Source organism: Saccharopolyspora sp. MMCC62 (assembly GCF_057736575.1).
Genome location: NZ_JBYKCM010000008.1, coordinates 33511 through 59768, shown reverse-complemented (window position 1 = coordinate 59768; position 26258 = coordinate 33511). Strand labels below are relative to the sequence as shown.

Annotated in this window: 23 protein-coding genes; 9 read left to right on the top strand and 14 right to left on the bottom strand. The window is 72.2% G+C overall.

Annotated elements, in window-relative coordinates; genetic code table 11:
- Positions 1-8 precede the first annotated feature (8 nt).
- Entirely contained in the window at positions 9-422 is a 414-nt protein-coding gene (locus AC29IT_RS19185) for a universal stress protein (protein WP_358437776.1), read from the bottom strand.
- A gap of 56 nt (positions 423-478) precedes the next feature.
- Positions 479-2980, bottom strand: coding sequence for a DEAD/DEAH box helicase (locus AC29IT_RS19180; RefSeq protein WP_488219670.1), 2502 nt, complete (start codon positions 2978-2980; stop codon positions 479-481).
- 168 nt (positions 2981-3148) lie between these two features.
- Between AC29IT_RS19180 and AC29IT_RS19175 the strand changes: the two genes are divergently transcribed.
- The 5 genes from AC29IT_RS19175 to AC29IT_RS19155 all read left to right on the top strand — a co-directional run bounded on the left by AC29IT_RS19175 (position 3149) and on the right by AC29IT_RS19155 (position 9680).
- Complete coding sequence (locus AC29IT_RS19175) at positions 3149-3340, top strand: hypothetical protein (RefSeq protein WP_358437781.1); 192 nt, start codon at positions 3149-3151, stop codon at positions 3338-3340.
- A 215-nt stretch (positions 3341-3555) separates the two neighbouring features.
- Entirely contained in the window at positions 3556-5436 is a 1881-nt protein-coding gene (locus tag AC29IT_RS19170) for a methylmalonyl-CoA mutase family protein (RefSeq protein ID WP_358437784.1), read from the top strand.
- Positions 5436-7649, top strand: a complete 2214-nt coding sequence (gene scpA, locus AC29IT_RS19165; RefSeq protein ID WP_358437787.1) for a methylmalonyl-CoA mutase — start codon at positions 5436-5438, stop codon at positions 7647-7649. The genes AC29IT_RS19170 and scpA overlap by 1 nt, the downstream gene beginning before the upstream one ends.
- A 225-nt stretch (positions 7650-7874) precedes the next feature.
- Positions 7875-8861, top strand: a complete 987-nt coding sequence (meaB, locus tag AC29IT_RS19160; RefSeq protein ID WP_488219669.1) for a methylmalonyl Co-A mutase-associated GTPase MeaB — start codon at positions 7875-7877, stop codon at positions 8859-8861.
- A 456-nt stretch (positions 8862-9317) separates the two neighbouring features.
- The gene (locus AC29IT_RS19155) at positions 9318-9680 is read left to right on the top strand and encodes a GntR family transcriptional regulator (RefSeq protein WP_488219668.1); all 363 of its coding nucleotides are present in this window, start codon (positions 9318-9320) and stop codon (positions 9678-9680) included.
- A 132-nt stretch (positions 9681-9812) separates the two neighbouring features.
- On the opposite strand, the gene AC29IT_RS19150 is transcribed toward AC29IT_RS19155, so the two are convergent.
- The 3 genes from AC29IT_RS19150 to AC29IT_RS19140 form a co-directional block, all read right to left on the bottom strand.
- Positions 9813-10691, bottom strand: a complete 879-nt coding sequence (locus tag AC29IT_RS19150) for a cyclase family protein (RefSeq protein ID WP_488219667.1) — start codon at positions 10689-10691, stop codon at positions 9813-9815.
- Between the two features lie 267 nt (positions 10692-10958).
- Positions 10959-11798: a phosphotransferase gene (locus AC29IT_RS19145; RefSeq protein ID WP_488219666.1), complete on the bottom strand. Its 840-nt coding sequence runs from the start codon at positions 11796-11798 to the stop codon at positions 10959-10961.
- A gap of 46 nt (positions 11799-11844) precedes the next feature.
- A complete protein-coding gene (locus tag AC29IT_RS19140) occupies positions 11845-12534 on the bottom strand; it encodes a DUF305 domain-containing protein (protein WP_488219665.1) in 690 nt (229 codons plus the stop codon).
- A gap of 172 nt (positions 12535-12706) precedes the next feature.
- On the opposite strand from AC29IT_RS19140, the gene AC29IT_RS19135 reads away from it, so the two are divergent.
- Positions 12707-14134 carry an LVIVD repeat-containing protein gene (locus AC29IT_RS19135; RefSeq protein ID WP_488219664.1) on the top strand — a complete coding sequence of 476 codons (1428 nt, stop codon included), beginning with the start codon at positions 12707-12709 and terminating at the stop codon, positions 14132-14134.
- 62 nt (positions 14135-14196) lie between these two features.
- Here the strand turns inward: AC29IT_RS19135 and AC29IT_RS19130 are convergent, their stop codons facing one another.
- From AC29IT_RS19130 to AC29IT_RS19110, 5 genes are all read right to left on the bottom strand, one after another.
- Complete coding sequence (locus tag AC29IT_RS19130) at positions 14197-16374, bottom strand: EAL domain-containing protein (RefSeq protein WP_488219663.1); 2178 nt, start codon at positions 16372-16374, stop codon at positions 14197-14199.
- Positions 16375-16634: 260 nt separating this feature from the next.
- Positions 16635-17519, bottom strand: a complete 885-nt coding sequence (locus AC29IT_RS19125) for an oxidoreductase (protein ID WP_488219662.1) — start codon at positions 17517-17519, stop codon at positions 16635-16637.
- 70 nt (positions 17520-17589) lie between these two features.
- Entirely contained in the window at positions 17590-18297 is a 708-nt protein-coding gene (locus AC29IT_RS19120) for a M50 family metallopeptidase (RefSeq protein ID WP_488219661.1), read from the bottom strand.
- 295 nt (positions 18298-18592) lie between these two features.
- A complete protein-coding gene (locus tag AC29IT_RS19115) occupies positions 18593-19906 on the bottom strand; it encodes a M20 family metallopeptidase (RefSeq protein ID WP_358437811.1) in 1314 nt (437 codons plus the stop codon).
- On the bottom strand, positions 19903-20685 hold the full coding sequence (locus AC29IT_RS19110; RefSeq protein WP_488219660.1) for an EI24 domain-containing protein: 783 nt from the start codon (positions 20683-20685) through the stop codon (positions 19903-19905). The genes AC29IT_RS19115 and AC29IT_RS19110 overlap by 4 nt, the downstream gene beginning before the upstream one ends.
- Positions 20686-20866: 181 nt before the next feature.
- Here AC29IT_RS19110 and AC29IT_RS19105 point away from each other — a divergent pair, with 181 nt between their 5' ends.
- Together AC29IT_RS19105 and AC29IT_RS19100 are read left to right on the top strand one after the other, a co-directional pair.
- Positions 20867-21802 carry a YihY/virulence factor BrkB family protein gene (locus tag AC29IT_RS19105; RefSeq protein ID WP_358437817.1) on the top strand — a complete coding sequence of 312 codons (936 nt, stop codon included), beginning with the start codon at positions 20867-20869 and terminating at the stop codon, positions 21800-21802.
- 107 nt (positions 21803-21909) lie between these two features.
- The gene (locus AC29IT_RS19100; protein ID WP_358437820.1) at positions 21910-22935 is read left to right on the top strand and encodes an iron-siderophore ABC transporter substrate-binding protein; all 1026 of its coding nucleotides are present in this window, start codon (positions 21910-21912) and stop codon (positions 22933-22935) included.
- A 48-nt stretch (positions 22936-22983) separates the two neighbouring features.
- Here the strand turns inward: AC29IT_RS19100 and AC29IT_RS19095 are convergent, their stop codons facing one another.
- The 3 genes from AC29IT_RS19095 to AC29IT_RS19085 form a co-directional block, all read right to left on the bottom strand.
- Positions 22984-23502: a carboxymuconolactone decarboxylase family protein gene (locus tag AC29IT_RS19095; protein ID WP_358437822.1), complete on the bottom strand. Its 519-nt coding sequence runs from the start codon at positions 23500-23502 to the stop codon at positions 22984-22986.
- Between the two features lie 116 nt (positions 23503-23618).
- On the bottom strand, positions 23619-24143 hold the full coding sequence (locus tag AC29IT_RS19090) for a VOC family protein (protein WP_488219659.1): 525 nt from the start codon (positions 24141-24143) through the stop codon (positions 23619-23621).
- Positions 24140-24457 (bottom strand): SCP2 sterol-binding domain-containing protein, encoded by a 318-nt coding sequence (locus AC29IT_RS19085; RefSeq protein ID WP_488219658.1) that lies wholly within the window; start codon positions 24455-24457, stop codon positions 24140-24142. Before AC29IT_RS19085 ends, AC29IT_RS19090 begins: the two co-directional genes overlap by 4 nt.
- 96 nt (positions 24458-24553) lie before the next feature.
- Here AC29IT_RS19085 and AC29IT_RS19080 point away from each other — a divergent pair, with 96 nt between their 5' ends.
- Positions 24554-25228, top strand: a complete 675-nt coding sequence (locus tag AC29IT_RS19080) for a TetR/AcrR family transcriptional regulator C-terminal domain-containing protein (RefSeq protein WP_488219657.1) — start codon at positions 24554-24556, stop codon at positions 25226-25228.
- A gap of 24 nt (positions 25229-25252) precedes the next feature.
- Here AC29IT_RS19080 and AC29IT_RS19075 read toward each other — a convergent pair whose 3' ends face one another.
- Positions 25253-26182, bottom strand: a complete 930-nt coding sequence (locus tag AC29IT_RS19075) for a DUF5996 family protein (RefSeq protein ID WP_488219656.1) — start codon at positions 26180-26182, stop codon at positions 25253-25255.
- Positions 26183-26258: the final 76 nt, after the last annotated feature.

Below are 26258 nucleotides of genomic sequence, written 5' to 3'. Positions count from 1 at the left end.
TTCCGGGCTCAGCGCACGACCAGCACCGGGCAGCGGGCGTGGTGCACCAGCTTGAGCGCCACCGAGCCGACCATCATGCCGGTGAACGCGCCGTGGCCCTTGTTGCCCAGCACCATCATGTCCGCCTGCGGGGACAGGCCGACCAGTTCGTCGACCACGTGTCCGCGGATCAGCCGGGGCCGGATGTCGACGTCCGGAAACTCCCGCTGCACCGCCTCGGTCGTACCGTCCAGCAGTTCGCGGGCCCGTCCCTCCAGTTCGGAGTCCGGGGTGGGCAGCCGGTAGCCGAACTGCACCGGCTGGTGCCAGACGGCGATGGCGTGCACCAGCCCGCCCACCTTCGTGACGTAGTCGGCGGCCCAGCGCAGCGCGCGTCCGGATTCGTCGGAGCCGTCGATGCCCACTACCACGGTCTGCGGCATGATCGCATTCCTCTCGGTCGCGAACCCCGACCGTATGGCACCCGCGGACCGCCGCGCTACTGCTGGTCGACCGCCTGCACGCGGATCACCGCGGCGCCCTCCTCGTCGGACGCGGCGAGATCGACCTCGGCGCTGATGCCCCAGTCGTGATCGCCGGCGGGGTCGGCGAAGATCTGCCGCACCAGCCAGCGCTCCGGCTCTTCGGTGATCATCAGCATCGCGGGACCGCGCGCGTCGGCGTCGGTGCCGATCTCGTCGTACTCGGCGAAGTAGCCGTCCAGGGCCTCCTCCCACGCCTCGGCGCCGAACTCGGGGTCCAGCTCGCCGAGCGGCGTGGTCCAGCGGCGGGCGGCGAGCTCCACCCGGCGGAACAGCGCGTTGCGCACCTGCACCCGGAACGCCCGCTTGTTCTGCGTGATCCCGGCGGGGGCCGCGTCGGCGGCGGTCGGCTCCGCGGTGATCTCGGCACCCGGGTTGCGCAGCCGCTCCCACTCGTCGAGCAGGCTGGAATCGACCTGGCGGACCAGCTCGCCGAGCCACTCCACGAGGTCGGTGAGCTCTTCGGTCTTCGCATCCGCGGGCACCGTGTGCCGCAGCGCCTTGTAGACGTCCGCGAGGTAGCGCAGCACCAGCCCCTCGGAGCGGGCCAGGCCGTAGTGGTTGACGAACTCGACGAAGTTCATCGCCCGCTCGAACATGTCCCGCGCCACCGACTTCGGCGACAGCTCGTGCTCGGCGACCCACGGGTGCCCCTTGCGGTACATCTCGTAGGCCGCTTCCAGCATGTCCTGCAGCGGCTTCGGGTAGGTGACGTCCTCGAGCAGCTCCATCCGCTCGTCGTACTCGATGCCGTCGGCCTTCATCCGCGCCACGGCCTCGCCGCGCTCCTTGAACTGCTGGGCCGACAGCACCTGGCGCGGATTGTCCAGAGTGGACTCGATGACGGAGAGCACGTCCAGCGCGTAGCTCGGCGACTCCACGTCCAGCAGCTCGATCGCGGCGAGCGCGAACGGCGACAGCGGCTGGTTCAGCGCGAAGTCGAACTGCAGGTCCACCGTCAGGCGCACCCGGCGGCCCAGCTGGTCCGGCTCGTCCAGCTGCTCCACCACGTCCGCGGCCAGCAGCGCCCGGTAGATCGCGATGGCGCGCAGGATGTGCCTGCGCTGCGCCGGGCGGTCCTCGTGGTTCTCGGTGAGCAGGTGCTTCATCGCCGCGAACGCGTCACCCGGGCGGTTGATCACGTTGAGCAGCATCGAATGGCTGACCTGGAAGCTGGAGACCAGCGGCTCCGGCTCGGCCTCCACCAGCTTGTCGAAGGTCTTCTCGCTCCACGACACGAAGCCCTCGGGCGCCTGCTTGCGCACCACCTTGCGCCGCTTCTTCGGGTCCTCCCCCGCCTTCGCGAGCGCCTTCTCGTTCTCGATCACGTGCTCCGGGGCCTGCACCACCACGTAGCCCGCCGTGTCGTAGCCCGCGCGGCCCGCGCGCCCGGCGATCTGGTGGAACTCGCGGGCCTTCAGGTGCCGGGTCCGCACCCCGTCGTACTTGGTGAGCCCGGTCAGCAGCACGGTGCGGATCGGCACGTTGATGCCGACGCCCAGCGTGTCCGTCCCGCAGATGATCTTCAGCAGTCCGGCCTGCGCCAGCTGCTCCACCAGCCGCCGGTACTTCGGCAGCATCCCCGCGTGGTGCACGCCGATGCCGTGGCGCACCAGCCGGGACAGCGTCTTGCCGAAGCCTGCGGTGAACCGGAAGTCGCCGATCGCCTCCGCGATCCGGTCCCGCTGCTCGCGGGAGGCGACGTTCACGCTCATCAGGCCCTGCGCCTGCTCCATCGCGGACGCCTGGTTGAAGTAGACGACGTAGACCGGGGCCTGGTTGCCGCCCAGCAGCTCCTCGATCGTCTCGTGCAACGGCGTCAGCGCGTAGCGGAACGTCAGCGGGATCGGACGCTCCGCCGAGCTCACCACCGCCGTCGAACGACCGGTGCGGGCGGTGAGGTCCCGTTCGAAGCGGGCGACGTCGCCGAGCGTCGCCGACATGAGCACGAACTGGGCCTGCGGCAGTTCCAGCAGCGGCACCTGCCAGGCCCAGCCGCGCTCCGGTTCGGCGTAGAAGTGGAACTCGTCCATCACCACCTGGCCGAGCTCGGCCTGCTCGCCGTCGCGCAGCGCCAGGTTCGCCAGGATCTCCGCGGTGCAGCAGATGATCGGCGCGTCCGCGTTCACGCTGCTGTCGCCGGTCATCATGCCGACGTTGTCCGCGCCGAAGACGTCGACGAGCGCGAAGAACTTCTCCGACACCAGCGCCTTGATCGGCGCGGTGTAGTAGCTGCGCTTGCCCTCGGCGAGGGCGGTGAAGTGCGCACCGGTGGCGACGAGGCTCTTACCGGAGCCGGTGGGGGTGCTGAGGATGACGTTCGCCCCGGTCACCACCTCCATCAGCGCCTCTTCCTGCGCCGGGTAGAGCTCGATGCCCTGCTCCGTCGTCCAGGTGGTGAAGGCGTCGAGCAGCGCGTCCGGTTCGGGCGAGGCGGGGAGGTGGCTGGTCAGATTCATGGCACCCCCGATCGTCCCTGGTCAGCTCCGGCGAGCCGCAAGCGGGGTCCGCTGCGGCGGCTCCGCCGCGCGGGGCGGAGTCCCGACACCCCCGCACTCACTCTTCCGAGTGATGGCCGGGGGTGCGGGGGTGGATCGGAGCAGCGGGGATCATCGAGACTGGTCGCCATGCCGGAGCGAGTGGTGCGGTTCGTCGGTGGACCGCTGGACGGGCGAACGCAGGACCTGCGCGACTCCGAGGCCGTGCTCGGCAGACTGCTGCGGCACATCCACCTGCACGACGGGCCGAAGATCGAGACCTGCTACCGGCTGCGGTACACGCCGGACGCGGGCTGGGAGTACCACTTCAGCGGGCACTGACCGGCCGGGCGCCGGGGTGGGCTCGGGGAAGCTCGGGGCGGGCCGGGGCCGGGGCGGGTTCGGGACGGCCCGGGTCCAGGTGCGGCGACCCGGCGGGGCCTCGTTGACCTCGCAGGACGTCGTTCCGCCCGCGGGAACGAGCCGCGGAATCTTGGGACGTGGGTCACAGGAGAAGCGGCGTTTCGGGCCGGTGCGGAGTCCTACCATCGACTGTCATGGCGCCCACTGACCGGCTCTCGACGACGAGCAGCCCCCGGCCCGGGCTCAGCCTGGCCGGCGAGTTCCCCCGGCCGACCCACGAGCAGTGGCTGGAGCAGGTGGAGAAGGTCCTGCGCCGGACCGGCCGCATCCGCGAGGACGATCCCTCCCCGGAGGACGCCGCCGCACTGCTGGATTCCCCCGGGTACGACGGCTTCGCGGTGCGGCCGCTGTACTCCGCCGGGGCGGACCTGCCGGACCCGGGAGTGCCCGGGTTCGCGCCGTTCGTGCGGGGCAGCAGGCCGCAGGGTTCGGTGCCGGAGGGCTGGGACGTGCGCCAGGCCCACGGCGGACCGGACGCGGCGGCGGTGAACCGGGCGATCCTCGCCGACCTCAACGGCGGCGTCACCTCCTTGCTGCTGCGGCTCGGCGCGGGCGGGCTCGCGGTCGACGACCTCGGCGACGCGCTGCACGGCGTGCACCTGGACATGATCGGCGTGGTGCTCGACGCCGGGGACGAGGCACCGGCCGCGTCCGCCGAGCTGCTGCGGCTCGCCGCCGAGCAGGGCGTGGCGCCCAGTGCGCTGCGCGGCAACCTCGGCGCCGACCCGCTGGGCGTGCAGGCCCGCACCGGCCGGGAGAACGGCCCCGAGCAGGCGGTGGAGCTCGCACTCCGCTGCGTCGCGGAGCACCCCGGGCTGCAGGCGATCACCGTGGACGCGCTGCCGTACCACGACGCGGGCGGCTCCGACGGCGAAGAGCTCGGCGCCTCGCTGGCGGCGGGCGTGACCTACCTGCGGTGGCTGACCGAGGCGGGCCTGGACGCCGACACCGCGTGCGGACTGCTGGAGTTCCGCTACGCCGCGACCGCCGACCAGTTCCTCACCATCGCGAAGCTGCGCGCCGCACGCCGCCTGTGGGAGCAGGTGGCGCGCCGTTGCGGTGCCGCGGAGCCCGCCCGCGCCCAGCGCCAGCACGCGGTCACCTCTTCGGCGATGCTGACCCGCCGCGACCCGTGGGTGAACATGCTGCGCTCCACGATCGCCACCTTCGCCGCCGGTGTCGGCGGGGCGCAGGCCATCACCGTGCAGCCGTTCGACGCGGCGATCGGCGCCCCCGACGAGTTCTCCCTCCGCGTCGCCCGCAACACCCAGGCGCTGCTGCTCGACGAATCGCACCTGGCGCAGGTCATCGACCCGGCGGGCGGCTCCTGGTACGTGGAGTCGCTCACCGACGAACTCGCGCAGGCCGCGTGGCGGTGGTTCCAGGAGATCGAGGCCGCCGGTGGCCTGCCCGCCGCGCTGCGCTCCGGGACGGTCGCCGAGCGGCTCGCCGCGACCTGGGAGCGCCGCCGCGCCGGAATCGCCGACCGCACCGAACCGATCACCGGGGTCAGCGAGTTCCCGAACCTCGCCGAAGAACCGCTGCGCCGCGCCCCGGCTCCGGCGGCGCCCGGCGGCGGGCTGCCGCGGGTGCGCTACGCCGAGGAGTTCGAGGCGTTGCGCGACGCCGCCGACGCCTGCGCGCAGCGGCCCCGGGTCTTCCTCGCCACGCTCGGCCCGCTCGCCACCTACACGGCGCGGTCCTCGTTCGCGAGGAACCTGTTCGCCGCGGGCGGGCTGGACGCCGCCGAAGCCGGCCCGACCGAGTCCACCGCGGACGTGCTCGCCGCCTACGCCGAGAATCCGTCGCCGGTGGTGTGCCTGTGCTCGTCCGACAGGATCTACGGCGAGCGCGCCGCCGACACCGCGCGAGCCCTCAAGGAGGCGGGCGCGACGACGGTGCTGCTGGCCGGAAAACCCCGGGATAGACCGTCCGAAGTGGACGATCTCGTGTTCACCGGCTGCGATGCCGTCGAGGTGCTGCGCGCGGCGCACCGCACGTTGGGAGTCGAGTGATGGACCAGAGCATCCCGAACTTCGCCGACATCCCGCTGGACCGGGGCACCGAACCCGGGGCGCCCGCGAACTGGGATTCGGCGGTGCTGTCGGCGACCGGCAAGGAATCCGATGCGCTGGTGTGGGAAGCGCCCGAGGGCATCGGGGTGAAGCCGCTCTACACGGCCGCCGACACCGAGGACCTCGACTTCCTCGGCACCTACCCGGGCATCGCGCCGTTCCTGCGCGGCCCGTACCCGACGATGTACGTCAACCAGCCGTGGACGGTGCGCCAGTACGCCGGTTTCTCCACCGCCGCGGCGTCGAACGCGTTCTACCGCCGCAACCTCGCCGCCGGGCAGAAGGGCCTGTCGGTGGCGTTCGACCTGGCGACCCACCGCGGCTACGACTCCGACCACCCGCGGGTGTCCGGCGACGTGGGCATGGCCGGGGTGGCGATCGACTCGATCTACGACATGCGCCAGCTGTTCGACGGGATTCCGCTGGACAAGATGAGCGTGTCGATGACGATGAACGGCGCCGTGCTGCCGGTGATGGCGCTCTACATCGTCGCCGCCGAAGAGCAGGGCGTGGCACCGGAACAGCTCGCGGGGACCATCCAGAACGACATCCTCAAGGAGTTCATGGTCCGCAACACCTACATCTACCCGCCGCAGCCGTCGATGCGGATCATCTCCGACATCTTCGCCTACACCTCGCGGCGGATGCCGAAGTTCAACTCGATCTCCATTTCCGGCTACCACATCCAGGAGGCCGGAGCGACGGCCGATCTGGAGCTCGCCTACACGCTCGCCGACGGTGTGGAGTACCTGCGCGCCGGTGCGCAGGCCGGGTTGGACATCGACTCGTTCGCCCCGCGGTTGTCGTTCTTCTGGGGCATCGGGATGAACTTCGCGATGGAGGTCGCGAAGCTCCGCGCGGCGCGGTTGCTGTGGGCGAAGCTGGTGAAGGAATTCGGTGCGAAGAACCCGAAATCCCTGTCGTTGCGCACTCATTCGCAGACCTCCGGTTGGTCGTTGACCGCTCAGGACGTGTACAACAACGTGGCGCGCACCTGCGTGGAGGCGATGGCCGCCACCCAGGGCCACACCCAGTCGCTGCACACCAACGCGCTCGACGAGGCGTTGGCGCTGCCCACCGACTTCTCGGCGCGCATCGCGCGCAACACCCAGCTGCTGCTGCAGCAGGAGTCCGGCACCACCCGCGTGATCGACCCGTGGGGCGGCAGCCACTACGTGGAGCGCCTCACCGCCGATCTCGCCGAGCGCGCCTGGGCGCACATCACCGAGGTCGAGGACGCCGGTGGCATGGCGCAGGCGATCGACGCGGGCATCCCGAAGCTGCGCGTGGAGGAGGCGGCCGCGCGCACCCAGGCGCGGATCGACTCCGGACGGCAGCCGCTGATCGGCATCAACAAGTACCGCTTCGACGGCGACGAGCAGATCGAGGTCCTCAAGGTCGACAACGCGGAGGTCCGCGCCGAGCAGCTGGACAAGCTGCGCCGGCTGCGGGAGGAGCGCGACGAGGCCGCCTGCCAGGACGCGCTGCGGCGCCTCACCGGTGCCGCCGAGGCCGCGATGTCCGACGAGCGGCCGGACGACCTGGACCACAACCTGCTCACCCTCGCCGTGGACGCGGCGCGCGCGAAGGCGACCGTCGGCGAGATCTCCGACGCGATGGAGAAGGTCTTCGGCCGCCACGCCGGCCAGATCCGTACGATTTCCGGGGTGTACCGGGAGGAAGCGGGGCCGTCGAAGTCCTTGGAGCGGGCGCTGGAGGTCGTCGAGCGCTTCGCCGAGGACGAGGGCCGCCGTCCCCGCATCCTGGTCGCCAAGATGGGCCAGGACGGCCACGACCGCGGCCAGAAGGTGATCGCGTCCGCGTTCGCCGACGTCGGCTTCGACGTGGACGTGGGCCCGCTGTTCCAGACCCCGGCCGAGGTGGCCCGCCAGGCCGCCGAGTCCGACGTGCACATCGTCGGGGTCTCCTCGCTGGCCGCCGGGCACCTGACGCTGGTACCCGCGCTGCGCGACGAGCTCGCCGCGGTCGGCCGCGAGGACATCATGGTCGTGGTCGGTGGCGTGATCCCGCCCGCGGACTTCGACGCGCTGCGCGAAGCGGGGGCGAGCGCGATCTTCCCGCCGGGCACGGTGATCGCGGACGCGGCGCTCGGCCTGCTGGAAGAACTCCGGACCCGGCTCGAACTCGACTGAGGAGTCTTTTTTCCGAATGAGCTGCGTAGTGGGTCGGGTGGCGGAACCTCAGTTGCTTCCTCGCTGCGGGATCGATCTCCCAAGTGGCTCCGCCACGAGGGAAATCGCTGTCCTCGCGAGGAAGCAACTGAGAACCCGCCGGTGGGAGCCCTACGTACGTGGTCGCCGCTCAGCGGCTCCGCCGCTGACAAGACAAGTACCCAGCCCGCTCCGCAAGGACTCCTGATGCCTCGCGAGATCGACGTCGCGGACTACGCCGAGGGCGTGCTGGAGGGTTCCCGCACGAAGCTGGCGCAGGCCATCACGCTGGTCGAGTCGACCAAGCCCGCGCACCGGGCCAAGGCCCAGGAGCTGCTCGTGCAGCTGCTGCCGCACAGCGGTGGCGCGCACCGGGTGGGCATCACCGGGGTGCCCGGGGTCGGCAAGTCCACGTTCATCGAGTCGCTCGGCACCTCGCTGACGGCGGCCGGGCACCGGGTGGCGGTGCTGGCGGTGGACCCGTCCTCGACCCGGACCGGCGGCAGCATCCTCGGCGACAAGACGCGGATGGCGGCGCTGGCGGCGGATCCGGCGGCGTTCGTGCGCCCCTCCCCCTCGGCGGGGACGCTCGGCGGCGTCGCCCGCGCGACCCGGGAGACCATCGTGCTGATGGAGGCCGCCGGGTTCGACGTGGTGCTGGTGGAGACCGTCGGCGTCGGGCAGTCCGAGGTCACGGTGGCCGGCATGGTCGACTGCTTCCTGCTGCTGACGCTGGCGCGGACCGGCGACCAGCTGCAGGGCATCAAGAAGGGCGTGCTGGAGCTGGCCGACCTGGTGGCGGTGAACAAGGCCGACGGTCCGCACGAGATGGACGCGCGCAAGGCCGCCCGCGAGCTGCGCTCGGCGCTGCGGCTGCTCACCCCGGTCAGCGCGTCGTGGACGCCGCCGGTGGTGACGTGCAGCGGCCTCACCGGCACCGGGCTGGACTCGCTGTGGGAGCAGGTCGGGCAGCACCGGGCGACGCTGGCGGAGTCCGGCGAGCTGGCGGCGAAGCGCAGCCGCCAGCAGGTGGAGTGGACCTGGGCGCTGGTGCGCGACCAGCTCATGGCCGAGCTCGCGGCGCACCCGGCCGTCCGCGAGGTCGTCGACGACGTCGAGGCCGAGGTGCGCGCGGGAGAGCTCACCGCTTCCCTCGCCGCGGACCGCCTGCTGCGGGCGTTCCGGCGGGACTGATCGGGGTTTCCGGGCTGCCGGGCTCTTTCCGACGAACGGAGGTGTCCGGCCTGGCCGGAGTTTCCGGGCGAACCGGGGTGTCCGCGCCGACCGGGGTTTCGGGGCTGACGCGCCCTGCCGCGTTAGCGGGGCCGCCCGCATTAACGGGCCCTGCCGCGTTGACGGGGCCCGCCGGGCCGACGGGGTCTCGTGGGTTGACGGGGTCTCGTGGGTTGACCGGGTTCGCTGATCCATGCCTCCATGCTCCCGGTTCGAACACCCGTTCACCATTGCCGAATGGTGTGGCGGATCGCCCGTATCGAGTGATCGGAGACCGGGTTTTCCCTTGCGTCGCAGCGTTCTCGGCAGGTTCGACGGCCGCACCGGGCCGCGCGAGCGGAGCCCGGCAGCGCCCGCCGCCGGCCCGCGGAGGCGCCGCTCGAACGGCACGGGCACCCCGTGCCGGACAATGCGGCCATGGATCTCAGCGTGGACCCCGGTTCCGGGGTGAGCCCGTTCGAGCAGGTGCGGTCCGGGATCGCCGAGCGGATCAACTCCGGGGAGCTGCCGGTGGGCGCGAAGCTGCCGACGGTGCGGGCGCTCGCGGCGGACCTGGGCATCGCGGCGAACACCGCGGCGAAGGCGTACCGCGAGCTGGAGCAGGCCGGGCTGATCGAGACCCGCGGCCGGGCGGGCACCTTCGTCGCCGCGTCCGGGGACCAGAGCAGCGGTCGCGCCGCCGAGGCCGCCGCCGCCTACGCGCGCACCACCCGCGACCTGGGCATCCCGCCGCAGGAGGCGCTCACGATCGTCCGCGCCGCCCTCGGCCTCCCCGGCTGACCGGCTGACCGCTCGACCGGCTGAGCACCTCACCGCTTCGCCGACTCACCGGCTCAGCGCCTGACCGCTCCACCGGCCGACCGCCCCACCAGCCGACCGGCTGACCACCTCACCAGCAGCGAACGGCCCCGCTCAGAAGATCGCCAGCGGGTTGACCGGGACCCCGGTCGCGCCGTGCACCGGGATCGGTCCGATGGTCAGCAGGAACGCGGCGCGGCCGAGTTCGGCGCAGGTGGTGGCGAGCTCGTCCACCTGCAGCGCGTCCACCAGCGGCATCCCGAGCCGGGCCAGGCCGATCTCGTGCAGCGCCAGTCCCCCCGGTACGCCGACCCGGTCCCCGATGTCGCCGCCGTAGAGGCTCACCTCGCGCTCGGCCATCCAGCGGACCGCGTCCGCGGTCAGGTGCGGCAGCTCGTCCTGCGGGTGCGCGCCCACCATCCAGCCGCCGCGGACGATCAGGGCGTCGCCGGAGTCGAGGTGCGCGCCGCTGCGCCGTTCCGCCGCGTCGAGGTCGTCCGCGGTGACCGCATGACCGGCGTCGAGGCGATCGCCGGACGCGAGGTCCAGCAGCACGCCGCGGGTGACGATGCCGTCGGCGAACGCGGTCGTGGAGCCGTGCCGGAGGGTGCCGCCCGCGACGGCCTCGCCGACCGGGACGCCCGGGTAGATCTCGCCGTCGACGGGGACGTGGCCGAGCGCGTCGAGGTGGGTCATGGTCGCCGAATGCGTGTTGATCACCAGCACGTCGGTGACGGCGATTGCGGGCGAGCCGTGCAGGCTCACCACCTGCTGCACCGGCGCGGGCATCGGCACCGGGGTGTGCGCGAGCGGGCCGCCGCCGGACAGCGGGACCGGGTGCAGCGGCTGGGCGAGGGACACGACCCGGCCCAGGCGGGCCTCCGCGACCGCGCGGGCCCGGACCTGGTCGGTGATGTGGTTGAGGGTGCCGAGCTCGTCGTCGGCTCCCCAGCGCCCCCGGTTGGTCGGGACGTCCGGATCTGCTGCGGTCATGCCGCCTCCTCTCGCCGTGCGGGGCGCACGACGGCCCCACCCCCGCGCCATGCTAATGAACAGGATCGTTCACTAGAGGAGGTCCCGGGCGCGGGTCGTGCCGCTCTCCTGCCGGCGGCGGAGCACTCGGCGAACGACCCCGAGCGGCCGGCACCGCCGGGCCCCTCGCGATGACGTCGTTTCCTCCTGCCGCGGAGCGGTGCCGATGGTTCCCGCGACGAGGAGGACCGAGGTTCGCCGCCGCGCGCAACCAGGCGGGCCGAGCAGTCAGCCGTCGAGCTCGGCGAGCAGTTCGCGCAGCGGATCGGCGAGGTCCGGGTGCTCGCCCGTCTCGACGCCGTGCAGCGCCTGAGCGGCGGCACAGCGCAACGCGGTGCGGCCGTCCGGTGCGTCGAGCACGTCGGCGAACGTCTCCCGCACCTTCGCGGCGATCGGCGGCACGAGCAGGCTGTGGCAGTACAGCGAAGCGGCGTCGGCGCCCGCGGGCCCGCGGCCCCACCGCTCCCAGTCCAGCAGCCCGAACCGCGGCCGGACCAGGTTCGCCCAGTGCAGGTCGCCGTGCACGGTGTCCCAGTGCTGGACGTCCAGCTCGTGGCCGAGCTTCTTCCGCACGGCCCGCTGGATGTCGGGTTCGTCGTTGCGCAGCCGCAGCGTCGGCACCATCCGGATCGTCTCCAGCGCGGTGCGCAGCTCCGACCACCACTGCTCAGGCAGGTCGACCTCGTCGCGCAGCACGTCGGTATCCGAGCAGCGCTGCCCCGGCACGAAGGTCATCAGCTCGGCGCGCTGCCGCCGCGTCTCCGCCAGTTCCCACTCCACCAGGCCGAGCACCCGCGGTTTGCGCACGCCGGTGATCGCGTTGGCGTCGGCGTTGCCGGTCCACCGGTCCCCTTCGGCCCACCGGATCTCCGCGGAGACCACTCGCAGCCAGCGCGGGCCTTCGGCGCCGAGCACGGCCGCGCCGATGGACCGCTGCCGCCACCCGAGGACCGGCTCGCCGACCACGCGCACCGCGAAGTGCTCCGCGGCCCGGTCCAGGTTCTGCCGCATCCAGTCGGCGAACAGCTCGTCGGAGTCGCCGGGGTCGTCGATCTCGTTCGGTGCCATCACTCGATCATGTGGCATCGGGTCCCGGCCCGCCCGGTCCGGGGGGTCAGAGCTCGGCCGCGAGCCGCCGCATCGTGCCGATCTCGTCGGACTGGGTGACGAGCACGTCCTGCGCCATCTCGTGCACCTGCTCGTCGACGCCGGTGGCGAGCACGTCGGTGGCCATCCGGACCGCGCCTTCGTGGTGCGCGGTCATCAGCCGCAGGAAGAGGCCGTCGAAGTCGGTGCCGCGGGCGGTTTCCAGGTCGGCGAGCTGCGCGGGGGTGGCCATGCCCGGCATGTCGTGGTGCTCGGCGGCGGCGTGGTGCTCGCCGTGGTGACCGGAGTGCGCGTCGGCGTCCGGGGTCTCCGGCACGTCGTGGGTGCCGAGCCAGCCGCGCATCGCGCCGATCTCCGCCGGTTGCACGCCGCCGATGCGCGCCGCGAGCGCCCGGACCCGCTGGTCCTGCGCCCGCGTCTCGGCGAGGTCGGTCATCCGCACCGCCTGCTCGTGGTGCACGATCATCATCCGCACGTAGCCGATCTCGGCGTCGCCGGGCGCGGAATCGGCGAGGTGCTCGGCGTCCACCGACGGCACCACCGAGGGGTCGTCCCCGGGCGCGCCGGGCAGCACCACCGGCGGCGATGCCTCGGGGGCCGCGGAATCCGCGCCGGTGCACGCGGTGCCGGCCAGCAGCGCCACCGCGCACCAGCCCGCCACGAGCAGCGCGCCGGGCGCACGTCCCAGAACCGGCATTCGGATCCCCCCGCCTCCGCGCGCGGGCCACCACGCGGGAATTTCACATGCTGATACGACCGGATCGACCTATTGGTCCGACCACCGCGTTCCAAGATACTGATCGGAGGCGGTCGGGGTAACCGCCGGCGGACGACGGCCGGGAGCACCGGCCGGACTTGGGGTGATGGGCTTGAACGCGCGAACCGGTCAGCGCAGCAGAAGACGCGTCGCGGGGGTCCTCGCCGCGACGGTGCCGTTGGTGCTCGGCGTGGTGTTCGCCGCGCCGTCCTCGGCGGCACCCGAGGAGCGGGCCGCGCCCGCGGCCGGCGAGGTCGACCAGAGCCCGAACATCGAGCACCTGGCGAACCTGCCGAAGCAGGCCCCGTTCGACAACCTCGACGCGGTCGGCACCGACATCGCGTTCCAGGGCGATCACGCGTTCGTCGGCAACTTCGACGGCTTCGTCGTCTACGACATCGCGCAGCCTGCGGCGCCGAAGGTCGTCAGCCAGGTCGCCTGCCCCGGCGGGCAGGGCGACGTGTCGATCTCCGGGAACCTGCTGTTCGTGTCCACGGACTACCCGCGCACCAACGACACCTGCACCAGCGAGAAGGCCACCGCGGCCGACCCGCAGGCGTGGGAGGGCATGAAGGTCTTCGACGTCAGCGATCCGGCGAAGCCGCGCTACGTCTCGGCGATCGCCACCGACTGCGGCTCGCACACCCACACGCTGGTGCCGGACAAGACCGGCGAGGCGGTGTACCTGTACGTCTCGTCGTACGGGCCGTCCGAGGAGTTCCCGAACTGCCGGCCGCCGCACGACAAGATCTCCATCGTGAAGGTGCCGCTGGCGAACCCGGCGGCACCCGAGCTGATCGACGCGCCGGTGCTGTTCCCGGACGGCGGCAACCCCGGTCAGCCCGGCGGCATCATCGAGACGACCGGCTGCCACGACATCACCGCGTTCCCGGAGCGCGACCTCGCCGCCGGGGCCTGCATGGGTGACGGCGTGCTGTTCGACATCTCCGACCCGGCGAAGCCGCAGGTGACCGAGCGGGTCCGCGACGACGAGAACTTCGCGTTCTGGCACTCGGCGACGTTCAACAACGACGGCACGAAGGTCGTGTTCACCGACGAACTCGGCGGCGGCACCGCGGCCACCTGCAACCCGGAGGTCGGCCCGGTCCGCGGCGCGGACGGCATCTACGACATCAGCGGGGACGGCGCGGACGCGAAGCTGAACTTCCGCAGCTACTACAAGCTGCCGCGGGCTCAGGCCGACACCGAGAACTGCGTGGCGCACAACGGTTCGCTCATCCCGGTTCCCGGCCGCGACATCATGGTGCAGGCCTGGTACCAGGGCGGCGTGTCGGTGTGGGACTTCACCGATTCGGCGAACCCGCAGGAGATCGCGCACTTCGACCGGCCGCCGTTCGACCCGGACGAGCTGCAGCTGGCCGGATCGTGGTCGGCGTACTACTACAACGGCCACATCTACTCCAGCGGCATCCAGGAGGGCCTGGACGTGTTCGCGCTGCACGACCCGCGCACCGACCCGGCGGCGGACGTCCGCTTCGAGGAGTTCAACCCGCAGACCCAGCCGGTCTACGCGGGCTGACCCCCGGCGATCGATCGGCCCCGCTCGTCCTGCGAGCGGGGCCGATTCGCGTTCGGGAGCGGTCAGTCCTCGTCGTGGGCGGGCCGGGCGATGCCGTGGGTCCGCAGCAACGCCTGCGCGTCCCAGGCCGTGACCGGTTCGCCGTAGCGGGGGCCGACCGCGAAGTCGCAGTGCGCGTCCACCCAGTGCTGCTCCTGGCGTTCGTCGGCGACCTCGCCGGTGCAGATCTGCACCCCGCTGTCGTGCATCAGCGGGATCAGCTGCCGCACCGCGCGCACCGCGGGATCGTCCGCGCAGCTCTGCGCGTCGTCGGCGGCGCAACCGTGCACGAGGTCCACGAGCTCTTCGGCCAGCCGCACCCCTTCGACCGGGACCCGCCGCAGCGCCCGCAGTTCCGGTGCGGACCCGGCGAAGCTGTGCAGCAGCACCCGCGCCCCCAGCCCGCGCAGCAGCCGCAGGTTCTCCAGCAGCTCCTCGGACGCGTCCATCACCACGCAGGTCGGCACCGCCAGGTGCATCCAGCTCGGGTCCAGCTCGCCGTCCTCGAGCACCGAGCGCACCAGTGCCACCAGGTCGGGGTCGCGCACCTGGTTCTCGCTCAGCTCCACCAGGAAGCAGGTCCGGTACCCGGAGCGGTGCCACAGCCCGACCTGGCCCCACGCTTCGCGCAGCATCCAGTCCCGCAGCGACAGCGTCACCCCGGAGCGCTCGGCGAGCTGGAGGCATTCGCGGTGGCCGAGCGGCTCGTGGTCCGGCGGGTTCCACCGCAGCTGAGCCTCCACCGAAATCAGGTCGCCGGACCGCAGGGAGATCACCGGCCGGTAGCAGACCTGGAACTCGCCGAGCTCCAGCGCGCCCGGCATGATCGCCGCGAGCTGCGCTTCGGTGCGCTCGTCCGGTGCGATGTCCGGGTCGAACAGCTCCCACTGCCGGGCGCCCGCGATCTCCGCGCGGCGCAGCGCGACGTCCGCGGCCCACATCATGTTCGCGGGGTCGGCTTCGGCGACGTGGCGGCGCACCACGCCGATGCTGGCGGAGGTGGCGATGCCGTGCCTGCCGATGTAGATCGGTTCGGACAGCTCCTCGTTGATCAGCGCGGCGAATTCGGGGATCGCCGGGGTGTGCGGGGATTCGCTGATGAGGATGGCGAATTCGGTGCCGCCGAAGCGGGCGACGAGCGCCTCCTCGTTCTCCACCAGCTGCTCCAGCCGGTGCGCGACGGCGCGGATCACCTTGTCGCCGGTCTCGTAGCCCAGCCCGTCGTTGATCAGCTCGAACCCGTCGAGCCCCAGGTGGTAGAGGGTGAGCATCCCGTCCGGCGGGAAGTTGCCCTGCGCGGCTTCCAGGCGGGTCCGGAAGTACTGCCGGTTCGCCAGCCCGGTCATCGCGTCGTGCAGCGCCTGGTACTGGATGCGCTCCTGCAACAGGTACAGGTCGCTGATGTCCTCGACCATCGTGACGATGTGCCGCGGTTCGCCTTCGGCGCCGCGCAGCAGGGACACCGCCAGGTAGGTCCAGGCCTGCTCGCCGTCGGCGCGCAGCAGCCTGCGGCGTTCCCGCAGCCGCTGCGCGGGGCCGCCTTCGGCGAGTTCGGCGTAGGCGGCGTTGAGGTAGGCCGCTTCCTCCGGGTGGAACAGGTCGTGGATGCTCATCTCCAGCAGGTCCGCTTCGCGGTGCCGGAGGATGTCGGCGAGCGCCGGGTTGACCTCGGTGAACCGGCCCTTGAGGTCGCAGATCGCGACGCCGATGGGCGTGCTGGTGAACACTTCGCGGAACCGGGCGTCGCTGGCCCGGCGTTCGCGGTCGGCGCGCAGCAGCAGTTGCGCGGTGGTGCGCTGCTGGACTTCGGCGCGTTCCCGGTCGGCCGCGGAATAGCCGGCGGCGATGGAGGTGAGCAGTTCCAGCAGGTGCCCGACGGCGCCGACGCCGGATTCGCCGACCACGGTGTCGCGGATCAGCTCCAGGGTGCGCTGGAGGCTGTGCTCGCCGGTGGCGCGCAGTTCCACGAGCCGTTCGCCCACGATCCGGCCGGAGTCGGCGGCCCGCGACGGGTCCTGCAGCGCTTCGGCGAGTTCGTCGGCGAGCTCCGCCAGCGCGTGCTTGAGCTCCACGTCGGACAGCTCGATGTCCGGGGAACATTCGGTGAGCCGTTCGGCCCACCGCAGCACCAGCGTCGCGCGCCAGCCGCCGCGTTCCGGCTGCGCCCCGGCCCCAGCATCCGGGTCGAGGGGGTCACCCATGCTCAGTTCACCTGTCCGTCGACCGCTCCGGCGGACCACGCGCCGGGCAGGGCGAGATGACCGGTCGCCAGGAAGCGGACGCCCCGCGCGGAGGCCCTGCGGCCACCGGGCTCGTCGCACCACGTCGGTCCCCGAACGTCTCCCCGTGTTCGCCAGACTACTGGGTGATGTCCAGTACGCGGAGCACCGTCCACAGGCCTCATCCGTCCGCCGCCGTTGCCACGAAAGTGATCATCATCCCCCGGACGGCGGGACGATGATCACCCGGCCTGCTCGGCGGCGGTGCCCTCCGCCACGAGCGCGTCGAGCTCGGCCACGTCCTCGTCCGACAAGTCCACCCGATCGGCCGAAACGTTGACCTCCAGGTGTTCGAGCGAGGAGGTGCCGGGGATCGGCAGCAGGTTCGGGGATCGGCGCAGCAGCCACGCCAGCGACACCTGGGCGGGCTGGACGCCGCGGCGCTGCGCGACGGAGCGCACCACCTGGTCGCCGCGGACTCCGCTGTCGGCGACGAACGCGGATCCGAGCGGGAAGAACGGCACGAACGCCACGCCGAGCCGCGCGGTGCGCTCGACCAGGTCGGCGCCGGTGCGGTCGAGCAGGTTGTAGGCGTTCTGCACGGCGGCGATCGGGGTGAGCCGGTGCGCTTCCTCGAACTGCTCGGCGCTCACGTGGGACAGCCCGATGCCGCGCAGCAGGCCTTGCTCGCGGAGTTCGACGAGGGCGCCGAGCTGGTCGGCCAGCTCGATCCCCGGCCGGTCGGCGACGTGTCGCAGGTAGACGAGGTCGAGGACGTCCCGCCCCAGCCTGCGCAGGTTGTCGTGCACCTGCGACTTCAGCGCGTCCGGGTGCGACAGCGGCAGCCAGGCGCCGTCCCGGTCCCGGTAGGAGCCGATCTTGGTGGCCAGCAGCAGGTCGTCCGGGTACGGCCGCAGCGCCGTCGCGATCAGCTCGTTGACCGTCCACGGGCCGTAGAAGTCGGCGGTGTCGATGTGGTCCACGCCGAGTTCCACCGCGCGGCGCAGCACCGCTGCCGCGCGCTCCGGGTCGGTGGGCGGGCCGAGCACTCCGGGTCCGGCGAGCTGCATCGCGCCGTACCCGATGCGGCGGACCGGGCGTACTTCGGGGATCTCGAACGTCGTCACCGGGCGATGCTGCGCCACGGAACCGGTCCAGCACAAGGCCACTGTGGACGGCACGACCCCGTTCGGGGCGTCAGAGCTGCGGGATCAGCAGCAGCCAGCGGCCGCCGACGACGAGCGCGGCGCCGCCGAGCAGGAACCAGACGCCCAGCCAGAACCCGGCGGGCGTGCGGGTGAGCCGGGCGAGCTGGTCGGCGTCCGAGCTGGGCGCGCGTCCCCTGGTGCGCTTGCCGCGCAGCTCCGCGATGGGGCGCAGCCCGCCGAACAGCAGGAACCAGCTGAACAGCACGCAGCACGCGGCCTGCCACTGCGGGCTGGCGAACCAGGACACCGCGAACAGCGCGCCGCCGGTGACGACGATGGACAGCACCCCGTAGGCGTTGCGGATGGCCAGCAGCATCAGCACCAGCAGCGCCACCGCGGCCCACAGCGCGGTCCGCTCCTGGTCGAACGACACCAGCGCGGCGCCGCCGAGCCCGAGCAGCGACACCGCCGGATAGCCCGCGAACAGGGTGAACACCATGCCGGGCCCGGTGGGTCGCCCGGTGGAGAGGGTGAGCCCGGAGGTGTCGGAGTGCAGCCGGATGCCGTTGAGCTTGCGCCCGCTGAGCAGCGCGACCACGGCGTGCCCGCCTTCGTGCGCGATGGTGACCACGTTGCGCAGCAGCCGCCAGCTGGTGCGGTTGAGCACGAGGCCCAGGGCGACCAGGCCCAGCAGCAGGGTCAGCGCCGATCCGGAGTCGAGCAGCTCGTCGCTCCAAGACCTGACTAATTCGTCCACAGCAGACACACCTGGGTTGTCGGGTTCGTTCGGGCGACGCCGATCGTACGCAGCGGTCGCGGGCGGTCACCGCCGCCCGAACCGCCCGCTCAGGCGGACCGTGCTCGTTCGTCCTGCCAGCGGCGAAGCCGCTGAGCCGCCGACCACGCGCGCAGAACGACCACCCGCGGGTTCTCAGCGGTTCCCTCGCGAGGACGGCGATTTCGCCGTGCATGGACCGATACATCGGAAATCGATCCCGCAGCGAGGGAACCGCTGAGGTTCCGCCACCCGACCACCGAGCAGCAGGAGCCGGTCAGTCGAAGAAGGCGGGCACGTCCAGCGCCCCGCCGGCCTGCTCGAACTCGGCGTGCACGGCGGCGCGCAGCCGCTCGTCGGCGAGGTAGTCGAGGGCGGTGAGCGCGAGTCCGGTGGCACCGTCCAGCACGGCCCGGTCGCCCGCCCCGGACCGGGCGGCGGTGGCGAATCCGGCGGTGTGCAGCGACAGCCCGGCGTCGTCGAGCCCGATCATCGGGTGCATGGCGGGCATCCGGTAGCTGAGGTTGCCGAGGTCGGTGGAACCGGTGAGGTACTCGGGCACCACGCCGCGCGGCAGCGAGGTGCGGCCGCGCCGGGCCTGGTGCTCGGCCCAGCGGGCGGCGAGCGCGTCGTTGTGCCGGATCGGCAGGTAGGGGTACTGCCGGTCCCAGACGAGTTCCACGCCGCAGCCGGTCATCTCGGCGGCGCCGTGCGCGATCCGGTCGATGCGGTCGGCGAGGTCGCGCAGCGAGTCCGGGTCGGCGGAGCGCACGTAGAACTGGGCGGCGGCGCGCTCCGGCACCACGTTGGGCCGCTGCCCGCCGTCGGTGATGATGCCGTGCACCCGGTCGCCGGAGGGCATGTGCTGGCGCAGCGCCGCCACGCCCTGGTAGGTCGCCACCACGGCGTCGAGGGCGTTGCGGCCCATGAACGGTTGCGCCGAGGCGTGCGCGGCGATGCCGTGGAAGATGACGTCGACCTGGCGGCGGCCGAGGAACGGGTGGGTGGCCACGTCGTGCGAGAACGGGTGCAGCATCACCACCGCGTCCACGTCGTCGAAGATCCCGGCGCGGGCCAGGATCTCCTTGCCGCCGCCGCCTTCCTCGGCGGGCGTGCCGACGAGGCTGAGCCTGCCGCCGACCTCGTCCAGCACCGCGGCGGCGCCGAGGAACCCGCCGACGCCCGCGGAGCAGATGATGTTGTGACCGCAGGCGTGCCCCACCCCGGGCAGCGCGTCGTACTCGGCGAGCACGGCCACGTGCGGCCCGCCGCCGCCGGTGCTCGCCAGCAGCGCGGTCGGCAGCTCGCCCACCCCGACCTGCGCGTCGAAGCCCCGCGCGCGCAGCAGGTCGGCGACGGCGGCGACCGAGCGGTGCTCGGCGAAGCCCTCCTCCGGGTGCTCGTGCAGGTCGTGGCTGAGTCCCAGCAGGTCCGCGGCGTGCTCGTCGAGCCACCGCTCGGCCCGGTCGCGCACCGCGGCGGGCGCGCCGTCGTGCTCGGAGCGCAGCGGTGCCGCGGTGGCCACGGCCCGCTCGGTCGCCGCGGCGACGGACTTCAGGTACGAGTCGTCGGGAGTGGTGGGTTGCGTCATTCCCGCACTGTAGGTGGCCGGGACGGCGTCCCGGTGCGCTCGGTGCCGTCGAGCTGCCGGTGCGCGAGCAGCGTGCCGCCCACGACGGCGGCCGGGATGATCACCAGCTGCAGCACGGGGATCAGGCACAGCAGGTAGGTCGGCAGCCCGAACCCGAGCGTGCTCGCCTTGTTCGCCGCCAGCGAGCGGTGCCGGTCCCGCACGGTCAGGCCGCGGCGCGCGAACACGAGGCCGACCATCTCCAGCGCCACCACCCAGGCGCCGAACAGGGCGGCGAGCACCGGCACCACCGTCTGCCCGAGCACCGGCACGAAGCCCAGCGCGAACAGCAGGACCGCGCCGACCAGCGCCACCAGCACCAGCTTCACCGAGTCCCGCACGCCGCGGCCGAGCTGCCGGGCGAATCCGGCGCCGTCGTCGCCGGTGTCGAGCCCGAGGTGCTGTTCGGCCTGCTCGGCGATGTGCTCGTAGAACGGCCCGCCGATCAGCAGCGTGAGCGCGATGAACGACACCGAGCCGAGCAGCGCGGCCGCGCCGACCAGCGCCACCCCCACCAGCACCCGGAACGCCTGGCGCAGCCAGTCGGTCCAGCCGTCGGCGAACGGGGTCAGCGCGGTCACCAGGTCCCCGCTGAAGTACAGCAGCGCGCCGAGCGATCCCAGCAGCAGCACCGCGCTCAGCAGCGCGGGGATCGCGCCGATCACCAGCAGCCGCGGGGACCGCACGATCAGGCCGAATCCGGTGCCCAGCGCGCGGGCTCCGGCGATGAGGTTCTTCATGCCGCTCCAGGGGAAGTGGATCTCGCAGCACGGTATCGGGCCCGGTTTCACCGTCGGCGCCCGGATCACGACCGCGTTTTCGTGATCTGACCCACTATCGCGTAACGCGGACCGCGGTGGACCTGTCCCAGGGTGCGCGACCCGCGTTCTCGAACGCGGCGCCGGAAAGGGGAACGGGATCGTGCTGACACCGCAGCGAACGCTCGTGGACCGGATCTGGCACGGGCAGCCGCGCAACCGGCAGCTGCGCGGCCTGTGGCGGCTCACGAAGAAGACCATCGGCGCCAGCGCCCGGCACCGGCTGACCGGACTGGCCGGAGAGGCGGCGTTCTTCACGCTGATCTCGATGCCGCCGGTGCTGCTGGGCCTGGTCGGCACGCTCGGCTACCTGGCGGGCGTGCTCGGCGTGGAGACGATCACCGCGGTCCGGGACGCGCTGGTGTCCGGGGCGTCGACGGTGCTGTCCCAGCAGGCCATCGACGAGCTGCTGCAGCCGGTGCTGGACGAGGTGCTCAGCTCGGGCCGGGCCGGGGTGATCTCGATCGGTTTCGTGCTGGCGCTGTGGTCGGGTTCGGCGGCGCTGAACGTCTTCATCGACACGATCTCGGTGGTGTACGGCCTGGCCGGGCAGCGGAACGTGGTGCGCCAGCGGCTGATGTCGGTGCTGCTGTACACGGTGGCGCTGTTCGGCGGGATCGTGCTGCTGCCGCTGCTGGCGGTGGGCCCGTCGGTGATCGCGGACTGGTTCCCGCAGGCGTCGGTGGTGGTGTACGCGCTGTACTGGCCGGTGATCGTGATCGGGTCGATCGCGTCGCTGTGCACGTTGTACTCGTTGTCGCTGCCGTTGCGGGCGCCGTGGCTGGAGCACCTGCCGGGGGCGGCGCTGGCGCTGCTGGTGTGGCTCGGGGGCAGTCTGGCGCTGCGGATCTACCTGGACGTGACGATCGAGCACTCCCCCGTCTACGGTGCGCTGGCGGCGCCGATGGGCGTGCTGCTGTGGCTGTACGTCACGGCGTTCGCGGTGCTGCTCGGCGGGACGGTGAACGCGGAGCTGGACAGCGTGCAGCCGTCGCGGCGGACGGCCCGGTTGCGCCGGGAGCTGGTCGGTTCGGAGTGATCGCCGGGTGACGGGTCTCGCGGGGGCGGTCGTCCGAAGTCACACCACAGCCGCTCGCAGCTTTGTTAGGTTAGCCTCGCTTGGCTGATCCGGATGAAGGATGCGCGATGACCTCTGCTGACCGAACACACCCGCGGACCGAGTCCTTCGGCAGGCGCGGTTTCCTGGCCGGTGCGACCGGTCTGCTCGCGGTGGGCCTGGCGGCCTGCGCGGGTGGTTCGCCCGCCCCGTCGGGTCAGGCGGCGGGTCCCGGTTTCCCGGTGCGGATCCCGAACAAGTTCGGCACCGCCGAGATCCCCGCGGCTCCCGGCAAGGTCGTGTCGCTGGGCATCACCGACCACGACGTGCTGCTGCCGCTGGGCGTGGTGCCGGTCGGCCTCACCGCGTGGGGCCCGTGGGAGTCGGGCGTCGGCCCGTGGGTGGAGCCGATGCTGGGGCAGGCGAAGCCGAAGCAGCTGGGCAGCGACGTGGACGTCGAGGCGGTGATCGCGCTGATGCCGGATGTGATCCTCGGCGTGCAGAGCGCGTTGACGCAGGACCAGTTCAACCGGTTGAACGCGTTCAAGCCGGTGGTGGCGCAGCCACCGGGCACCATCGACTACGGCGTGGACTGGCGCCTGCAGGCCGAGACGATCGGCCGCGCGCTGGGCGAGGAGGAGGCGGCGAACCGGTTGATCGCCGACACCCAGGCCCGCATCGAGCAGGTCCGGAAGGACAACCCGAAGTTCGAGGGCCGCACGCACGTCACGGTGCGCACCGATTCGGCGGGCAACTACGCGGCCTACACCAAGCAGGACGCGCGGACCGCGCTGCTGGAGCAGCTGGGCTTGAAGCTCGCCCCGTCCATCGAGGGCATGGACAGCGGCGGCAAGTTCAACGTGAAGGTCAGCAAGGAGCAGGTGTCGCTGCTGGACGCCGACGTCGTCATCGTCACCACGGCGAAGCCGACGGACGTGGCGGCGGTGCGCGCGGACCCGCTGCTGAACAACCTGCCCGCGGCCAAGCGCGGCGCGCTGGTGGTGCTCGACGACTACGACCTGACGATGTCGCTGGGTTCGGCGACGGTGTCGAGCATCCCGTTCACCTTGGACAACCTGGTGCCGAAGATCGACGAGGCGCTGGCGAAGGCGTGAGGTCGCGGCGCCCCCGTTCGACGACCCGGCGGACGGGGGCGCCGGTGCTCAGATCAGCGGGGCGTCCTCCAGGGGGACCCGGGTGGATTCCAGGAACCTGCTGACCATGTTGAAGTAGCTGCAGCACAGGATGAACTCGGTGGTGCGCCGCGTGCCGTGCTCGGCGAGCAGCGCTTCGAGCAGCCGGTCGTCCAGGCGGACGTTGCGGGTGAGGTCCTCGGCGGCGTCGATGACCAGCCGGGTGCTCGCGTCGAACCCGCTGACCGGCCCGTCGACCCCGACGCGCTCGATCTCGTCGTCGGTGACGCCGACCAGCTTGGCGATGCGGACGTGCTGCGCCCACTCGTAGTGCGCTCCGGTGATGGTCGCGATGCGCAGGATGGCGATCTCCCTGGCGCGCTTGTCGAACTCCGACTGCATGAGCAGCGAGCCCGCCAGGTCCAGGAACGGCTTGAGGCTGTTCGGGGCGTTGGCGACCATCCGGAAGATGTTGGCGTCCGGGAGTCCGCGCAGCAGCCTGCGGTTCTTGTCGGAGAGTTCGTCGTCGCCGGGCAGCGGGATGCTCATGGTGTCCTCCTGGTCGGGGCGGGGCCCGTGCCCGCTCGGACGCGACGGGTGCGGCGCGGGTGCACCCGTGCGCGTCCGAGCGGCGGGCCCTCGGCGCTCGGGGAGCGCCGGGTGGTTCACATCCGGCGGATCGGCTTGCTGCCGTCCCACTCGGCGGCGGTCTTGCGGATGAAGTCGAAGACCGACCGCTTGGGTCCGCTGACGTCGGAGATCTCGACGACGGTGCCGGGGTGGAATCCGGTTTCCAGGTAGGCGAAGCGGCCTTGGGCCCCGCCGACCGCGCCTTCCTGCCCGACCGTGTAGCCGCGGGCGAGGGCGGTGTCGTAGAGCTGCTGGTACTCGGTGGTCCAGTAGCAGACGTGCTGGAGGCCTTCGTTCCCGGCGGCGAGGAAATCCCGGTACATGGACGGGGAGTCGTCGGCGGGCTGGATCAGCTCGATCTGCAGGTCGCCGGAGTTGGCGAGGGCGAGATCGACGCGCGCTTCGGACGGTTCGCCGCGGTAGTGGAAGTTCTCGAAGCGCAGGTCTTCGAAGTAGAACCACGGCCCGACCTCCAGCACCTCGACCCAGTTCGCGATGGCGGTGTCGAGGTCGCGCACGACGTAGCCGTTCTGCGCGATGTCGCCGAACAGCCGGCTCATGCGAGCGCGGCCGGGTCGAGGAGGCCGGGGAATTCCTTGGCGAGCTGCAGGTCCCCTTCGACCTGGAGCTTGCCGGCGAGGAAGGAGGCGACGCCGTCGGCTTCGCCGCGCAGGATCGCCAGCAGGTCGTCGTCGGAGCTGGTGAGCGTGGCGTCCGGGTCGTCGGCGGTGCCTTCGGTGACGCGGAGTTCGCCGCCGGCGACGGTCACGTGCACGGGGGTCGAGATGTTGAGCTGGATGGTGCCTTCGATCCCGTCGGCGGCTTCGCGGTCGAAGGCGGCGGGCAGCTTGTTGATGACGTCGAGCGTCGACATCATCCCTCCTCGGATCGTTTACCTACGCCGTAGGCTTTCGGCGGCGACTTTATACCTACGCTGTAGATCTCGACAAGGGTGGGGCACACTGAGCCCGTGACCACGCCCGCACCGAAGGGTCGCCGCGGCAGACCGCCCCGCGGCAGCGCGACGCTGTCCCGCGATCGCGTCATCGAGGCGGCGCTGGCCCTCGTCGACGAGGAGGGCCTCGACCAGATCAGCATGCGCAAGATCGCCCAGCGGCTGCGCGTCGACCCGATGAGCCTCTACAACCACGTCGCCGACAAGGACGACGTGCTGGACGGCATCGCGGAGGCGCTGCTCGCCGGCATCCCCGCGCCGCCCGCCGACGGGACCCCGCGGGAGCGGATGGAGGGCGTGGCGCGCGGCTTCCGCGCCGCGATGCTGGCGCACCCGAAGGCCGCGCCGACGGTGCTGACCCGGCAGATCGGTTCCTCGGCCGGGCTGGCTCCGCTGGCGGCGGCCGTCGCGCCGCTGCTGGACGCGGGCTGCCCGCCGGAGCAGGCGGTGCACGCGTTGCGCGCCGCGCTCGGCTTCCTGGTCGGCACCCTGATGCGCGAGGTCGAGGCGTCGCCGTCGTTCGGCACCGATCCGGCGGCGGGCGGGCGGCGCCGGCGGACCCTGGAGGCCGCGGCGCTGCCGTCGCTGACCGCGATCGCCCCGCACCTCGCGGTCTGCGATCACGAGGCGGAGTTCGAGTACGGCCTGGACCTCGTCCTCACCGCCATCGAACGCACCCTCCCCGGCTGACCCTCCGGGGGACGGCCCGGCCGTTCAACCCTGGCGGGCGCGGGGTGGCGCTTCCAAGAGCGGGCGGTCCCAGTCGCCCGCGCGGGCGGCGGCCGCGTAGCTGCCGCGCAGGAAGGCCAGCAAGGTGCCGTCCGGATCGGATGCGGTCCGCACGTCGGCGTAGTCGAGCACGAACTCGCCGAGATCGGCTCGGTAGCCCGCCGCGTCGGGCGGGACCGGATGGCCCGGGAACCCGGCCGGTTCCGGGTAGGCGTAGGAGTAGAACAGCCCCTCGCCGTCGCCCCCTGGCCAGAACCCGCAGCTGCTGAGCTCGCGCGAGTAGCCCTCCACCATCACCTCGTCCGGGCAGTTCGGCGCCCCGCCGGGGTGCGGGGGTGCGGGCCTGCCGGAGAACCGGGTGACGGCGAGGTCCATCGCGCCCCAGAAGTAGTGCACCGGGCTGGCCTTGCCGAGGAACTCGGCGCGGAACTCCTGGAACACGCGGTGCGCGGCGACCAGCTGGCGCCACCACAGGTGCGCGCTGGCCGGGTCGTACGCGGCGTGCTCGGTGTCCCGCTGGAACGGGATGGCCCGCCGCACCTCGTTCGGCGCCGCGTGGATGGTGGTGGGCAGCCCGAGTTCGTCGAGCGCCCCCATCACCTCGCCGTGGAACGCGGCCACCGACTTCGGTTCGAGCGGGACGAGCCGTTCGTCCTCGGCGGTGCGGATCCGCAGCACCTGCGCGCAGAAGTCGAACTCGGCGTCGAACAGCGCTCCGCCGTGCGGCACGGCCGAGGTGGTGAGGCCGCGCGCGGAGACGTACAGCGCGGACTGCCACCAGTGGTTGACCATCGGCGCCAGCGCGAGCCGCACCTTGCCGACGACCTGCGTCCACAGGTGCAGCGTGTCGCGCGTGTCCGTCCATTCGTCGACCCGCAGCGCGGGCCAGGCAGCGGTCTCCCGCAGTCCCGTCATGGCGTCCTCCCCCGGTCTCACCCGTCCCCATGCTGGCGGGCGAGCAGGGTGAACGCAGCAGCCGAAGGACACCGGA

Coding starts and splice junctions, on each gene's coding strand:
- scpA (WP_358437787.1), top strand. CDS start 5,436: ATGGACCAGAGCATCCCGAACTTCGCCGACATCCCGCTGGACCGGGGC.
- AC29IT_RS19140 (WP_488219665.1), bottom strand. CDS start 12,534: ATGCCGGTTCTGGGACGTGCGCCCGGCGCGCTGCTCGTGGCGGGCTGG.
- AC29IT_RS19180 (WP_488219670.1), bottom strand. CDS start 2,980: ATGAATCTGACCAGCCACCTCCCCGCCTCGCCCGAACCGGACGCGCTG.
- AC29IT_RS19170 (WP_358437784.1), top strand. CDS start 3,556: ATGGCGCCCACTGACCGGCTCTCGACGACGAGCAGCCCCCGGCCCGGG.
- AC29IT_RS19085 (WP_488219658.1), bottom strand. CDS start 24,457: ATGTCGACGCTCGACGTCATCAACAAGCTGCCCGCCGCCTTCGACCGC.
- AC29IT_RS19175 (WP_358437781.1), top strand. CDS start 3,149: ATGCCGGAGCGAGTGGTGCGGTTCGTCGGTGGACCGCTGGACGGGCGA.
- AC29IT_RS19110 (WP_488219660.1), bottom strand. CDS start 20,685: ATGAAGAACCTCATCGCCGGAGCCCGCGCGCTGGGCACCGGATTCGGC.
- meaB (WP_488219669.1), top strand. CDS start 7,875: ATGCCTCGCGAGATCGACGTCGCGGACTACGCCGAGGGCGTGCTGGAG.
- AC29IT_RS19145 (WP_488219666.1), bottom strand. CDS start 11,798: ATGGCACCGAACGAGATCGACGACCCCGGCGACTCCGACGAGCTGTTC.
- AC29IT_RS19130 (WP_488219663.1), bottom strand. CDS start 16,374: ATGGGTGACCCCCTCGACCCGGATGCTGGGGCCGGGGCGCAGCCGGAA.
- AC29IT_RS19100 (WP_358437820.1), top strand. CDS start 21,910: ATGACCTCTGCTGACCGAACACACCCGCGGACCGAGTCCTTCGGCAGG.
- AC29IT_RS19090 (WP_488219659.1), bottom strand. CDS start 24,143: ATGAGCCGGCTGTTCGGCGACATCGCGCAGAACGGCTACGTCGTGCGC.
- AC29IT_RS19075 (WP_488219656.1), bottom strand. CDS start 26,182: ATGACGGGACTGCGGGAGACCGCTGCCTGGCCCGCGCTGCGGGTCGAC.
- AC29IT_RS19185 (WP_358437776.1), bottom strand. CDS start 422: ATGCCGCAGACCGTGGTAGTGGGCATCGACGGCTCCGACGAATCCGGA.
- AC29IT_RS19150 (WP_488219667.1), bottom strand. CDS start 10,691: ATGACCGCAGCAGATCCGGACGTCCCGACCAACCGGGGGCGCTGGGGA.
- AC29IT_RS19095 (WP_358437822.1), bottom strand. CDS start 23,502: ATGAGCATCCCGCTGCCCGGCGACGACGAACTCTCCGACAAGAACCGC.
- AC29IT_RS19155 (WP_488219668.1), top strand. CDS start 9,318: ATGGATCTCAGCGTGGACCCCGGTTCCGGGGTGAGCCCGTTCGAGCAG.
- AC29IT_RS19115 (WP_358437811.1), bottom strand. CDS start 19,906: ATGACGCAACCCACCACTCCCGACGACTCGTACCTGAAGTCCGTCGCC.